Origin of the sequence: Pseudomonas sp. Irchel 3A7, assembly GCF_900187565.1 — a bacterium.
Lineage (GTDB): Bacteria > Pseudomonadota > Gammaproteobacteria > Pseudomonadales > Pseudomonadaceae > Aquipseudomonas.
Map to the genome: position 1 here is coordinate 312672 of NZ_FYED01000006.1, position 13431 is coordinate 326102.

Sequence of the window (13431 nt, forward strand, 5' to 3'; positions counted from 1 at the left end):
AAAATGCGCAATCTCAGGCCTCTTGTCCCCGGCTCCATAAGCATCGTGTAAATTTGAAACTGTAGCCATTGAGCATAGGACGCGAGGCACAGGCTCGATAGGCGGTAAAACCGCCATTCGAATAATAAAAAGAACACTGATGCGTCCTGGAGATATGCCATGAGATCACAACCGATCCAGCAAAAATCTCACCCAGCAGGTTTACAGAGCGTTGCTGTCACCGACGCCAACGTATTGGCGAGCTCTTTATCGCAGTGGCAGCAAGAGTATCTGCAGATAAGCCCAGGGCCATTCGCGGGGTCGGTCACTGAAATTTCCGTTGGCGGAGTGCAGATTTTCCGCGAGGTGATGAACCAGGCGGTGGATCAGCATGGGCAGACGCTCCCTGGCAAATTTGCCTTGGGTATTCCCATTTCGCTGCGTGGCCATGGTTATTGGTGTGGCAAAGAGCTTGATTGCATTGATTCAGTGTTCTTTTTGCGCCCGGATTCCGAGCTCAAATTCAAGACGCCGGGCTACTCCGATATTTACGGAGCCTGCGTGGATATTGAAGCCTTCAGAAAATATTCGCCGGATGAAGAATTCGACGAGAGAAATGTCATCGCTTTTACGAAAGAGGTCAGTTCGCTTTCGCCAGAGAAGTGCGCCGCTTTCAGACACAGGTTCGATAGTTTTTTTCGGGCAGTCGAGGCCAATCCTCTAATTCTTGAATCAGAGTCAGCCAAAAAGCAGCTGACTTTCGACATCATGCAGCTCCTTCTTGGCATGACCGCCGACCTGCCAGTGTCGAAGAAGTCTCACGCAGAGCAGTTCGTCCATCGCCATGTTGTAGACAGTGCGCGCAACTATATTCTGTCGAGAAAAGGTGAAGCTTTAACGGTGACCGATTTATGCGCAGGACTGCGAACCAGCCACCGTTCGTTGCATTATGCATTTAACAAGGTTTTGGGTATCAGCCCTGTGACTTATCTGCGCTACATACGGTTGAACGGTGTCAGGGCAGAGCTCATCTCAAGCGATCAGTCGGCTCTGGTCAGTGAAGTGGCAGCCAAGTGGGGCTTCTGGCACATGGGCATGTTCAGCGCCTATTACAAGGAGCTGTTTGGTGAGCGGCCTTCTGAAACACTGAAAACCTACCGCAAGACGACGAACACCTAATAAGTAATGTGTAAACGACATGCCTGGTCATTACCCAGGCGTGACGGGATTGTTTTGTCCAATAAATGGAGGAAATCATGAGCAAGTTAAACGGAAAAGTGGCCTTGATTACAGGGGCTTCGAAAGGTATGGGTAAATCTCACGCCACTATTTATGCGAAGTACGGCGCCAACTTGATCCTGGTTGATCTCGATGAATCAATCAATGAAGTTGCAGCAGACATTCAAAGCAAATATGGCGTGGAAGTGCTTGCGCAAGTAGGTGATGTCACCGATCCGCAGGCCATGCGGCTGATTGCCGAAAAAGGCATGAAACGGTTCGGCAAGTTGAATGCACTGGTATGCAATGCCGGCATTTGTCGTCTCGCCAGGTTTCTCGACTCCAGCGACGCGGATCTGGATCTGCATATCAACGTCAATGTCAAAGGTGCGTGGCATACCGCGCGTGCGGTTCTGCCGCACATGATCGAATCCGGCGGAGGGGCGGTTGTGGTCATGTCTTCCGTCACCGGTGACATGACCGCTGATCCGGGCGAAGTGGCCTATGCGCTGTCCAAGTCCGCCTTGATCGGCTTCACCAAGGCCCTGGCGGTTGAAATGGCACCCCATAACATTCGGGTCAATGCCATCTGCCCGGGCTTTATATGGACACCGATGGCTGAACAGGTAGCCAGGCAAGTCAACCCGGATGATCCGAAGTCGGTTCTGGATGAACTGGCGACGGCCATTCCAATGAAACGCCTGGGCAAGCCCGATGAAGTCGGTGAGTTGTCGGCTTTCCTCGCTTCCGATGAATCCAGTTACATCAACGGTGCGCAAATCGTGATCGATGGCGCCAGCACTATTCCCGAAACAGTCAGCATTGGGATGTAACAGACATCCATTTCCCGGCAAGGACGCTGCTGCATCGACCCGTTTCCGTGATCCATAAAAACAAAAGAGTGGAGCATTCATGATGACAGAGCTAACCGAGTCCCTGCTTGAAGAGACGCCTCGAACGGGCGAAAAGTTGAAAGGCAACCTGGGTACTTATCAGATCGCACTATTGGTGATTGCAGCCGCAGCACCTTTAGGTGCCGTTCTTACAGCTGCCCCCATTGGTTTTCAGCTTGGCAACGGCCCCGGGCTTGCCGGGACGTTCCTGATTGCCGGATTTCTGATGGTTTGTTTCTCGGCAGGTTATGGCGAGTTGATTCGGGCGATTCCCGGTGCAGGAGCGTTTTACAAGTATCTTTCGGTGGTTTTCGGCGCAAGAGTCGGTACTGGCGCAGCATGGGTCGCATTAGCCTCTTACGTGGCAATTACTATCGCCTTGGCGATTGTGTCGGGCTACTACACCAATCTGACCCTGCAAACATTTGGCGTGGATATTGGCTGGACGTCTTGGACTGTATTGTTCATGGCGCTGACCTCTTATCTGGGCCGAGCGAATATTGATTTCGCCGCCAGGATTCTGGTGCCATTGGTACTTGCAGAGTTCTTCATGCTGTTTTTACTGGGCCTATCCATTTTCATGGATAAAGGCATCGCCGCTTTTCCTGTTGAGGCTGTGTCGATAGAGGCGATAACGTCGCCGGGGTTGGGTGTTGGACTGATGGTCGCGTTGGCAGCGTTTCTCGGTGTCGAGTCCGCGGCCCTCTATGCGATGGAAGCCAAGCGGCCGGAAAAATCCATTCCGGGTGCCACTCGCCTGGCCGTGGCACTGGTGGCCGTCGCCTACTTTGTCATTATCTGGTTGATCGTCGGCGACATCGGGGTTGAAGCGATCAAGGGCGAAGCAGCAACGGCTCAAGGTGAGTTGATCATCAATTTATTCTCGACACGCCTCGGAGGAACGACCGCGACCATTGTTTCAGTCATGTTGTGCACCAGTAATTTTGCATGCCTGTTATCACTTCACAATGCTGCAACTCGATACGTTCATGTCCTTGCCAAGGATAAACACTTACCGAGTGTTCTATCGAATATTCATCCACGACGAAACTCCCCGGCCAATGCGAGTCTTTTGGTGACGGTGTTGGTTGCAATAAGCATCGCCGTACCTACTTCGCTGGGTTATGACGCTTTTGTTTTCCTCTTCCCGGTCACCCTGGCGTTGTCGACGCTTGGGCTGATTGGACTGCAGGCGTTTATTTCGCTGGCGGTCATTGCCCATTTCAAGAAGATCAATGATCGCAGGTATCTCAAGGTCCTGATCAGTCCACTTCTGGCGTTAGCAGGGCTTAGTCTGGCTGTTTATCTGATCTATGAGAACTACGGGCTGTTGACCGGAAGTGAATCGGCCTGGGTGAATGGAACGCCATTACTTTTTGTCGTGCTGTTTTTGTACGGTGTAATTAAAGGTCGAACAAAAAATATTTGATTGAACAGCCTGCCAGACGCTGTGGCACTGCGTTTCTTCTTGCTCCGACTGCCTTACACCCAAAAAGTCCATTTAACTGGAAGCTTACCAAGCATGAACGTAACTCTTAAAGTAACGACTGCGTCCCACCCGCTTGACCCACTTTCGCTACAGGAACTTGCCTTGGCAAGTTGTATCCTCAAGCGAGAAAAAAACCTTCACGACAAATGCCGCTTCCCCTATTTGCATCTCGCCGAGCCGGATAAGCAAGAAGTGTTGGCCCATGTTCCCGGTCGCGCATTTTCTCGGCGGGCATTTGCGTTAGTGCTGGATAAGCTGACCGGCAACACCTTCGAAGCGCTGGTCGATTTAAACAGCCAGGTCCTTATTCATTGGCAGCCACTGGACATTGAAACCCAGGGTCATGCACCGATCATGATTGAGGAGTTCGAGTTGTGTGTAGATGCCGTGCAAAACGATCCCGCCTGGCGTGCGGCCGTAAAACGTCGCGGCCTCACTGATGCCGATATCGAAAACGTACAGATCGATCCCTGGTCATTTGGGCACTTCGGCGATGACGAGCGTTATCGGGGCAAGCGGCTGATGCGCGGCGTCGCTTTTTACCGCGACAAGTTGACTGACAATGGCTACGCCCACCCGATCGAAGGGCTGGTCGCAATCATCGATCTGAATAAGGGGGAGGTGGTTGAACTGTTGGATGACGGCCGTCTGACACCGATTCCCAAGGCAACGATCAACTACGACTCAGCTTCCCTGGGCCAGCCGCGCGAGGGGCTCAAGCCGCTGCACATCACGCAGCCTGAAGGCGTGAGCTTTACGGTGGATGACTGGAAGGTGAGTTGGCAGAACTGGGAATTTCGCGTCGGCTTCACGCCTCGTGAAGGCTTGGTCCTGCATCAACTGGGCTACAAGGACGGCGGTGTCGTTCGCCCAATCATGTATCGCGCCAGTGTCACCGACATGGGCGTTCCCTACTCGGACAACGAGCTGAACCATTACTGGAAATGTGCTTTCGACGGTGGCGAATACGGGCTCGGTCGCCTGGCCAATCAACTGGAACTGGGCTGTGATTGCCTGGGCGCCATTCGCTATTTCGATGTGCCCTCGGTCAATGATCAGGGCGAACCGTTTGTCATGAAGAACGCCATCTGCATGCACGAGGAAGATTACGGCACGCTGTGGAAGCACTATGAATTTCGCACGGGCGTGTTTGAAATGCGTCGCTCCCGGCGCCTGGTGATCAGCTTCTTCTGCACCGTGGCCAATTACGACTATGGCTTTTTCTGGTACCTCTATCAGGACGGCACGATTCAACTCGAGGCCAAACTGACCGGGATCATCCAGACCGCCGCTTTGGCTCCCGGTCTGCGCCCAGCCAGCGGCGGCGGCATGGTCACCCCCGAGTTCTATGGACCGACCCACCAGCATTTTTTCAGCGCACGCTTGCACATGATGGTGGACGGCGAACACAACTCCGTGACCGAAACCAATTTCCAGTCACGCCCGCAAGGCGAGGGTAATACCTGGGGGAACGTTTTCGACAGTGTGACGACCACGTTTACCCATGAACTGGATGCGGCACGGCAAGCCAATGGCCAGACGGGGCGCTTCTGGAAGATCATCAATCCGAACGTCAAGAACGCCGTCGGCAATCATCCCGGCTACAAGCTGATGGCCGAGCACAATCCGGTCATGCTCGCCCAGGCGGACAGTTCATTTGGCCGACGCGCCGGGTTTGCCACCAAGCATCTGTGGGTGACCCCTTACGTACCCGGCGAGCGCTACGGGTCTGGCGATTACCCCAACCAGCATTCTGGGGATGGCCTGCCGGTCTACACGAAAAACAATCGAGAGATCCAGAACCGGGATCTGGTGGTCTGGCATACCTTCGGCCACACCCACATCTGCAAGCCGGAGGATTTTCCGGTGATGCCAGTGGAATACGTGGGTTTCAAGCTTAAGCCCAATAACTTCTTCAACGGCAACCCGGCCATGGATTTGCCAGCGAGCAGGGACCACGCCAGTGTCCAGGACGGCCAGCCGGCCAGTTGCTGCAAACACAACGCCTGATCAGACCTTAATCAACTGACACCCAAGCGCTCAGGCGTTTGGGTTGGGGGTGTCGTCATGTCTGGATTCTCGAGTTGGGTTTGGTTGGAGTTGCTCGTGATTGCCGTGTTTGTTTGCTGGACGAGCGGGGGACCCAAAGGTTGGAAGCGTCAACCACTGTTGCTGGGCGGTGCGGCGCTGGTGTTTTTGCTTGGCCTGCAGCCTGCGCTGGATGCAGCTGCGCGCCACAGTGTCTGGCTGCACTGCCTGCAAAGCGCGTTGATTCACCACCTGGCACCCATTCTCTTATTGTTCGCCGCCGTCCGAGAGTCGCCTGCCGAAGCAGGTTTCAGGACAGAAGGGAGGGCTGTTCGCATTGGGGTGGTGGTAGCCTTCGGTGCAATGAGTGGCCTGTGGATGCTGCCGCAACTGCATCAAAGCCTGATGGACGATGCCACGTTGTATGCGCTGATGAAATGGGCCATGGCCGTGAGCGGACTGTGGTTGTGCCGGGTCATGGGTCGTTATTGCCAGCGTGCTGGCTTGCCATTGCGCCAGCAGTGGTCCTTCAGTCTGGCAGTGGCGTTACCGCAGGTGCTGGTGGGTGGGGTGCTGCTGTTCGGCCCTGTGCTGTATCCCATGCACGGTCACTCGATGACGCGCATGCACGGTGCCGCAGCTATGAGCGCGCAACTGGACCAGCTGTTGGGTGGCGCGCTGATCTGTTTGTCGGCGTTGCTTCTGCTGTGGGCCGATCGCGTTTTGCACCGTAAACCGCGATTAGCGATCAACGCCGGTGGGCCGCGTTTACCTGTGCATGAGGCAGCACCATCATGAATATAAAGAGTGCCGCCCGATCGCCTGTTTGTTACTGATTCACTGACTTACCGGGCTGTAGCAATCCGCAAGCCAATGCGATGAAACTCTCGCCTGCTTTCTCGGAGGCCGTTTGGGGATCCTCTGCATGTGCAATCCACAAGGACGCGCCGAGCAGGGCGCCCATGATCAGACGTGCCGTTGCCTCGGCGTCGACCACCCGGATGGTCCCTTCATCCATCAGCTTTTGAATGCTGCGTTGGGTGCTGCGGATGCAAGCATTCTGGCTCGGCCACTGCGATGGGTCGCCCAGCACCGCCGGCCCGTCAAGGAACACGATGCGCTGAATTTCCGGTTCCAGGGACATCTTGATGTAAGCGATGGATTCATCGATAAAGCCGTCCCAGGTCGTACTCGCCTCTTCAATGATGACCGATAGGCGCTCCATCATTTCCCCGTCGATCTGGGCGATGACGGCCTGTAGCAACCCTTTTTTGTCGCCAAAGTGGTGGTACAGCGCACCACGGGTCAGACCCGCTTGAGCGGTGAAATCGTCCATCGAACTTTCCGCATAACCCTTCGCAGCAAATGCGTCTCGCGCAGCCTTGATCAGTTTGCCGCGAGTCTCCGCAATCATCTCCGCACGCTTCTGCGCCATCGATCGTGTTCCTTATCAAAAAATTGACATTCGCGACGTATGTAAGTTGACATACATCGCGTATGTCGTATTGTGTCCGACATACGAGGCGTATGCAATGAGTCTGAGCAGTGTGCTCTCAGGCTCTGGAGCCTCGCCATTCAGCACAGGATACCGAGCAATGCGTGAACAGCGCGATTCCGATATTTCACTCATTTACGAAGGCCAGGGGAAAACCCTCGGATTGATTGTCAATCCTGTCGCCGGCATGGGCGGGCCAGTGGGATTGAAGGGCACCGATGGACCCGAGATTCTGCAGGAAGCAAGGCGTCGCGGCGCGCGGCCGGTCTCCAGTGATCGGGCGTTGCTCGCGCTCAAGCGTCTGGCTGCTTCGGCGACTCCGTTTCGACTGATGACCGGTTCTGGGGACTTGGGGGAGGATGTGGCGCGCGCTGCAGGTCTCGACCCGATTGTCGTCTACACGACAACTCCCGGAACGAGTCGTCCCGATGACACCCGCAATGCCGCGCTCGTCATGGCGTACGCCTCGGTCGACCTGCTCCTTTTCGCAGGGGGCGATGGCACGGCGCGTGATGTGCTGGAAATGGTCGGCGATCGCGTGCCTATCCTGGGTATCCCGACGGGCGTGAAAATGTACTCCGCCGTGTTCGGAACCAATCCGCAGAATGCTGGAAGTCTTGCAGCACGGTTCGTTGCCGCAGAACCCTCGGTGCGCTTTCGCGAAGCTGAGGTCATGGACATCGATGAGGCTGCAATACGCAGTGATCAGGTGTCGGCGCGACTTTATGGCTACGCCCGCAGCCCGCACGAGCGCCACCTGACGCAAAACGCCAAGGCTGGTTCCGTTGCCAATGAAAACATGGCACTCGACGCCGTGTCCCGGCAGGTTGTCAGGCAGATGAAATCTGGCTGCCTGTACCTGTTGGGACCGGGTACCACGACACGGCGCGTCATGACGGAGCTCGGCCTGCCTTCGACGCTGCTGGGCGTAGACGCGGTCATGGACGGCGCGCTGGTTGGCTCCGATCTCAATGAACATGAGTTGATCCGGCTGATGGAGGGGCACGAGACCCGCATCATCGTCGGCGTTCTTGGCGGCCATGGCAGCCTGTTCGGTCGTGGCAACCAGCAGATCAGCGCCGAGGTCATCCGCCGGGCAGGGCGCGAACACATCATCGTGATCACCTCGATGGACAAGCTCCTTTCCCTCGATGCCGGCTGCCTGCGCGTCGATACCGGTGACGCCGAAGTCGACGCCATGCTCAACGGCCACATACGTGTGCACACAGGACCAGACCGGTCCGTCTTTTTCAGGGTTCGATCCTGATCATTTGTTTCATCCGAAAAAACGAGGATAACCCCATGAGTAATCATGTCGCCCACCCCTACATGGCGAACTCCGTTCCTGCCCTCAAACAGGAAATGCTCGACTCAATCGGTGTCGACAGCATCGAGCAATTGTTCCAGCAGATCCCCGAAGAGCATCGACTGCAACGTCCGATTGACTTGCCACCAGCACTCAATGAAAGCGAACTTCGTCGGCACCTGGTCAGTACGCTTTCGAAGAACAAGACTTGCGAGCAGAACCTCAACTTTCTGGGGGCCGGTTGTTGGCAGCATCACGTTCCGGCAGCGTGCGACGAGGTGGTACGCCGCAATGAATGGCTGACCTCGGTTTTCGGCGAACCGAGTTCGGACCATGGTCGTAATCAAGCCTGGTTTGAATTCTGCAGCCAGCTCGGCGAACTGCTGAACATGGATCTGGTCGGCCTGCCCGTGCGCAGTTGGGGCTGCGCCGCAGGCCACGCCATTCGCATGGCTACACGCATTACCGGGCGCAACGAAGTGGCGGTGGTACGCGCCATTGACCCGGAGCGCTTGTCGATCATTCGCAACTATTGTGAGCCCATTGACATGCCGAGCCACATCGTCGTGCGTCTCGTCGACTATGACCCGGCTACGGGGTTGCTCGATCTCGATCACCTTCGTGCGTCGATCGGTGCGCAAACCGCTGCCGTCTATTTCGAAACCCCGTCTTACTTCGGTGTGATCGAACAACAAGGAGCCGAGATTGCCGCCATTGCCCATGCCGCCGGCGCCGAAGTCATCGTCGGTGTCGATCCCATCTCGCTGGGTGTATTGGCTGCACCGATCGATTTCGGCGCGGACATCGTGGTCGGTACCACGCAACCGCTCGGCGTGCATATGAACTGCGGGGGCGGTGTCAGCGGTTTCATTGCGACCCGCGACGAAGAACTCTATGCCCACCAGTACCCGACGCTGTTTATCAGCATCGCCGAAACCACCAAGCCTGGCGAATACGGTTTCGGCCTGAGCCTGTTCGAACAATCGTCTTACGGTTTGCGTGACAAGGGTAACGATTGGACAGGGCATTCGGTGTACATGTGGGCCATCGCCAATGCTGTCTACATGGCCATGATGGGGCCTAAAGGCTTTGAGGACGTGGGCAAAATCATCCTGCAACGGGCTCACTACGCCGCGAAGCTGCTGGGTGAAATTCCGGGTGTGCGTGTGACGTTCCCGTCCGGCTTCTTCAAGGAGTTCGTGGTGAATTTCGACGAAACCGGCCTCAGCGTGAAAGACCTCAACAAGCGCCTGCTCGCGCTCGGAATCTTCGGCGGCAAAGACCTGACACAGGATTTTCCAGCGCTTGGGGCCAGCGCCCTTTACTGCGTCACCGAGATTCACACACAGGCCGATCTTCAGCGTCTGACCGCTGCACTTAAAAAGGTAATCGCACAATGAGCACAACACTCAAGGAATACCACGCTCCCGTCTGGAGCGAACCCGTCATTCTGGAGATGGGCTATCCCGGCCGTCGCGGTGTGATTTTTTCCGATGTCGAGCCCGACGTGCAGGCGTCGGTTGGCAGTGCTGACGGACTGATTCCCGCGATCATGCGACGTTCGCGCAAACCGGCGTTGCCGGAAATGTCCGAGCCCGAGGTGTTGTATCACTACCTGCGTCTGTCGCAGCAGACCCTGGGCATGATGAACATCAGCCTGTTCGGCACCTGCACCATGAAGTACAACGCCCAGATCAACGAGGCGATGGCCTGGCGCCCGGAAATCACCCACGTTCATCCCTACCAGGACGAGGATACCCTGCAAGGCGCGCTGGAAGTGGTGCACGGAATGGACAAGATTCTGTGCGAACTGTCCGGGATGGATCAGTTCATTTTCCAGGCAGGTGGCGGCGCCGACGCGGCGTACACCAGTTGTGCCGTGACCCGCGCCTACCATGCTTCCCGTGGCGAACTGGCGCAGCGAGACGAGATCATTACCACGATCCAGACTCACCCCAGCAGTGCCGCGACTGCCGCTGCCGCCGGATTCAAGGTCATTACGCTGATGATCGAGGAGAACGGTTACCCGTCGCTCGAGTCCCTCAAGGCCGCCGTGTCCAATCGTACCGCTGCGTTGATGGTGAACAACCCCGACGACATGGGTGTGTACAACCCGCAAATCCGCGAGTGGGTTCGGGTGGTGCACGAAGCAGGTGGTTTGTGCTTCTACGATCACGCCAACTTCAACGGCGCGATGACCAAGATCCGTGCGCGAGAGCTCGGTTTCGATGCGTGCATGTTCATGCTGCACAAGACATTCGGCGCACCGAAAAGCGGAGTAGGGGGGCCGGCAGTGGGGGCCTATGGTTGTTCGGCGCAACTTGCGCCATTCCTGCCGACGCCTGTGGTCGCTTTCGATGGTGAGCGTTACAGCCTCGACTATGATCGTGCGCAGAGCGCCGGCAAGATCCGCGAATTCTGGGGCAACGTCCCGGTGATTCTCAAGGCCTATGCCTGGTCGCGGGCCATGGGCGCCGCCGGGATGGCGGAAGCGTCCGATATCTCGGTTCTGGCCAACAACTACATGGAAAAAGGTCTGCTGGCGATACGCGGCGTGACCCGTTCACATCCCGAGGCCACGAGCCCGCGGATGGAGATGACGCGCTACAGTCTTGAACAACTCAAGGAAGACACCGGGGTTGACGTCCACGATGTGCAGAACCGTATGAGCGACTTCGGCATCGATCCAATGTGGAGCAGCCACCACCCGTGGCTGGTGCCGGAGCCGTTCACCCCGGAACCGGGCGAAATGTATGGCAAGGAGGCGCTGGACACCTGGATCGCGGTGCTCGCGCGGATCTCCGACGAGGCCTATTCCAACCCGGAGATCGTCAAGACTTCGCCCCATAACCAGGCAATCCACAGGCTCAAGAGCGCGCCTCTGGAAGACCCTCAACATTGGGCCATGACCTGGCGGTCGTTCTTGCGCAAGAACAAGAAGCAAACGGCTTGACCCCATGTTCCACCGTTGCAGCGTCCCGCCGATCAGGCGGGGCGTTATCGAAACCTGATCAGAGCTAACAATCAGCCATCGGAGGTTTCCAGCACCGCTGCTCACGCTGGCGATCTCCCCACAGGAATACCTCATGTCGATTTTCGAAACGGGCATGGCGCCCTCGGCAGTCAATCATATCGCCCTCTCTCCACTGAGCTTCATTGAGCGTACTGCCTCTGTCTACGGTCAATATCCGGCGGTCATCCACGGCTCCATAAGGCGCAACTGGCAACACACCTATGAGCGCTGCCGGCGGCTGGCCGGTGCGCTCAGCGGACGCGGTATCGGCAAGGGTGATACGGTGGCGGTCATGCTGCCCAACATTCCGGCGATGCTCGAGGCTCACTTCGGCGTGCCGATGATCGGCGCGGTCCTCAATACCTTGAATGTACGCCTGGATGCGCAGGCCATTGCCTTCATGCTTGAGCACGGCGAGGCCAAAGTGTTGATCACCGATCGTGAGTTTCACGCCGTCATCAGTGAAGCGTTGAGCTTGCTTTCCCATCCACCACTGGTGATCGATGTCGACGATCCGGAATACGGCGAAGGCCGCGCAGTCAGCGATCTGGACTACGAAGCGTTCCTCGCCGAAGGCGACCCTCAGTTCGCCTGGCAATGGCCTGAGGATGAATGGCAGGCCATTTCGCTCAGCTACACATCCGGCACCACGGGTAATCCCAAGGGCGTGGTTTACCACCATCGCGGTGCCTACCTCAACGCCCTGGGCAATCAGATGACTTGGGCGATGGGAAACCATCCGGTGTATCTGTGGACATTACCGATGTTCCATTGCAACGGCTGGTGCTATCCGTGGACGGTGACCGCGCTGGCCGGGACTCACGTGTTCCTGCGCCGTGTCGACCCGCAAAAAATTCTCACGCTGATTCACGAACATCGGGTCAGCCATCTATGCGGGGCGCCCATTGTTCTCAATGGGCTGGTCAACCTGCCTGACTCGGTCAAAGTCGCCATCGATCATCCGGTCGACGCCATGCTAGCGGGCGCCGCCCCACCGGCCAAAGTCATCGGCGCGGTCGAGGAGATGGGGATCAAGGTCACACACGTCTATGGTCTGACCGAAGTGTACGGCCCAGTGACCGTCTGTGCCTGGCATGCGCAATGGGACGAGCAACCACTGAATGAGCGTGCAAAGATCAAGGCACGCCAAGGCGTGCGCTATCCGACCCTTGAAGGACTGATGGTTGCCGATCCGCAAACCCTTGAGCCGGTCCCCTTCGACGGCGCTAGTGTTGGCGAGATTTTCATGCGCGGGAACACGGTCATGAAGGGTTATTTGAAGAACCCCGAAGCCACACGCGAAGCTTTCGAGGGTGGCTGGTTCCATACCGGCGACCTGGCGGTTCGTCACCTGGACGGCTATGTCGAAATCAAGGATCGCCTCAAGGACATCATCATCTCGGGCGGGGAGAACATTTCCACCATCGAGGTCGAAGACGTTCTCTATCGTCACCCGGCAGTACTGGAGGCGGCAGTGGTTGCCCGCCCGGACGAAAAGTGGGGTGAAACACCTTGTGCCTACATCAAGCTCAAAGACGACTATCAGGGTACCCGGGAAGCCGACATCATCTTGTTCTGTCGTGAACATCTGGCGGGTTTCAAATTGCCGAAAACCGTGGTGTTCAGCGAGTTGCCGAAAACCTCGACAGGCAAGATCCAGAAGTATTTGCTGCGGGACTGGGCCAAGGCTCTCGGAAAAGAGTGCCTTTGACCGGGCGCCATTTGCTTGTCTCGTCTCGCGAATGGGGAGGGGTGCATAGAGGCTGATTCGGCAGGGGCATAACGTGCCCCATGGCCGCGCATGTCTGACGCGACTGCGCGGCGACCCTTATTGGGAACGAGCAGCGGCGTCTGGTCGTTCGCAGGGTTCATCGGCGCGGGGGAGGCCAGGCCCGTCAATCTCCTCCTGTATCAAGGTATCGCAGGCAAAAAAGTCAGCGGGTCGGCAATGCTTCTCGAGAAAGGCATCGTCACGATGAAATGCATAGGCTCTGAAAAAAGGCATCTGGG

Annotated in this window: 10 protein-coding genes; 9 read left to right on the forward strand and 1 reads right to left on the reverse strand. The window is 56.8% G+C overall.

Annotated elements, in window-relative coordinates:
• Window positions 1-159: 159 nt before the first annotated feature.
• The 5 genes from CKW21_RS12665 to CKW21_RS12685 all read left to right on the forward strand — a co-directional run bounded on the left by CKW21_RS12665 (window position 160) and on the right by CKW21_RS12685 (window position 6405).
• Window positions 160-1158, forward strand: coding sequence for a helix-turn-helix domain-containing protein (locus CKW21_RS12665; protein WP_095194307.1), 999 nt, complete (start codon window positions 160-162; stop codon window positions 1156-1158).
• A 77-nt stretch (window positions 1159-1235) separates the two neighbouring features.
• Window positions 1236-2030, forward strand: coding sequence for an SDR family oxidoreductase UcpA (ucpA, locus tag CKW21_RS12670; protein WP_095194308.1), 795 nt, complete (start codon window positions 1236-1238; stop codon window positions 2028-2030).
• A gap of 79 nt (window positions 2031-2109) precedes the next feature.
• A complete protein-coding gene (locus CKW21_RS12675; RefSeq protein ID WP_256590205.1) occupies window positions 2110-3519 on the forward strand; it encodes an APC family permease in 1410 nt (469 codons plus the stop codon).
• The gene (locus CKW21_RS12680) at window positions 3520-5589 is read left to right on the forward strand and encodes a primary-amine oxidase (RefSeq protein WP_218274042.1); all 2070 of its coding nucleotides are present in this window, start codon (window positions 3520-3522) and stop codon (window positions 5587-5589) included.
• Between the two features lie 57 nt (window positions 5590-5646).
• Window positions 5647-6405: a cytochrome c oxidase assembly protein gene (locus tag CKW21_RS12685; RefSeq protein ID WP_095194310.1), complete on the forward strand. Its 759-nt coding sequence runs from the start codon at window positions 5647-5649 to the stop codon at window positions 6403-6405.
• Window positions 6406-6436: 31 nt separating this feature from the next.
• Here CKW21_RS12685 and CKW21_RS12690 read toward each other — a convergent pair whose 3' ends face one another.
• Entirely contained in the window at window positions 6437-7042 is a 606-nt protein-coding gene (locus CKW21_RS12690; RefSeq protein WP_095194311.1) for a TetR/AcrR family transcriptional regulator, read from the reverse strand.
• A gap of 160 nt (window positions 7043-7202) precedes the next feature.
• On the opposite strand from CKW21_RS12690, the gene CKW21_RS12695 reads away from it, so the two are divergent.
• The 4 genes from CKW21_RS12695 to CKW21_RS12710 all read left to right on the forward strand — a co-directional run bounded on the left by CKW21_RS12695 (window position 7203) and on the right by CKW21_RS12710 (window position 13132).
• On the forward strand, window positions 7203-8369 hold the full coding sequence (locus CKW21_RS12695; protein WP_095194312.1) for an ATP-NAD kinase family protein: 1167 nt from the start codon (window positions 7203-7205) through the stop codon (window positions 8367-8369).
• A gap of 35 nt (window positions 8370-8404) precedes the next feature.
• Window positions 8405-9808, forward strand: a complete 1404-nt coding sequence (gcvPA, locus tag CKW21_RS12700) for an aminomethyl-transferring glycine dehydrogenase subunit GcvPA (RefSeq protein WP_095194313.1) — start codon at window positions 8405-8407, stop codon at window positions 9806-9808.
• Window positions 9805-11361, forward strand: a complete 1557-nt coding sequence (gene gcvPB / locus CKW21_RS12705) for an aminomethyl-transferring glycine dehydrogenase subunit GcvPB (protein ID WP_095194314.1) — start codon at window positions 9805-9807, stop codon at window positions 11359-11361. The genes gcvPA and gcvPB overlap by 4 nt, the downstream gene beginning before the upstream one ends.
• A gap of 133 nt (window positions 11362-11494) precedes the next feature.
• A complete protein-coding gene (locus CKW21_RS12710) occupies window positions 11495-13132 on the forward strand; it encodes an acyl-CoA synthetase (protein ID WP_095194315.1) in 1638 nt (545 codons plus the stop codon).
• The last annotated feature ends 299 nt before the right edge of the window (window positions 13133-13431 follow it).

Bases quoted from the DNA above. Each gene is read 5' to 3' on its own strand.
- CKW21_RS12665 (WP_095194307.1), top strand. From the start codon at position 160: ATGAGATCACAACCGATCCAGCAAAAATCTCACCCAGCAGGTTTACAG.
- ucpA (WP_095194308.1), top strand. From the start codon at position 1,236: ATGAGCAAGTTAAACGGAAAAGTGGCCTTGATTACAGGGGCTTCGAAA.
- CKW21_RS12675 (WP_256590205.1), top strand. From the start codon at position 2,110: ATGATGACAGAGCTAACCGAGTCCCTGCTTGAAGAGACGCCTCGAACG.
- CKW21_RS12685 (WP_095194310.1), top strand. From the start codon at position 5,647: ATGTCTGGATTCTCGAGTTGGGTTTGGTTGGAGTTGCTCGTGATTGCC.
- CKW21_RS12690 (WP_095194311.1), bottom strand. From the start codon at position 7,042: ATGGCGCAGAAGCGTGCGGAGATGATTGCGGAGACTCGCGGCAAACTG.
- CKW21_RS12695 (WP_095194312.1), top strand. From the start codon at position 7,203: ATGCGTGAACAGCGCGATTCCGATATTTCACTCATTTACGAAGGCCAG.
- gcvPA (WP_095194313.1), top strand. From the start codon at position 8,405: ATGAGTAATCATGTCGCCCACCCCTACATGGCGAACTCCGTTCCTGCC.
- gcvPB (WP_095194314.1), top strand. From the start codon at position 9,805: ATGAGCACAACACTCAAGGAATACCACGCTCCCGTCTGGAGCGAACCC.
- CKW21_RS12710 (WP_095194315.1), top strand. From the start codon at position 11,495: ATGTCGATTTTCGAAACGGGCATGGCGCCCTCGGCAGTCAATCATATC.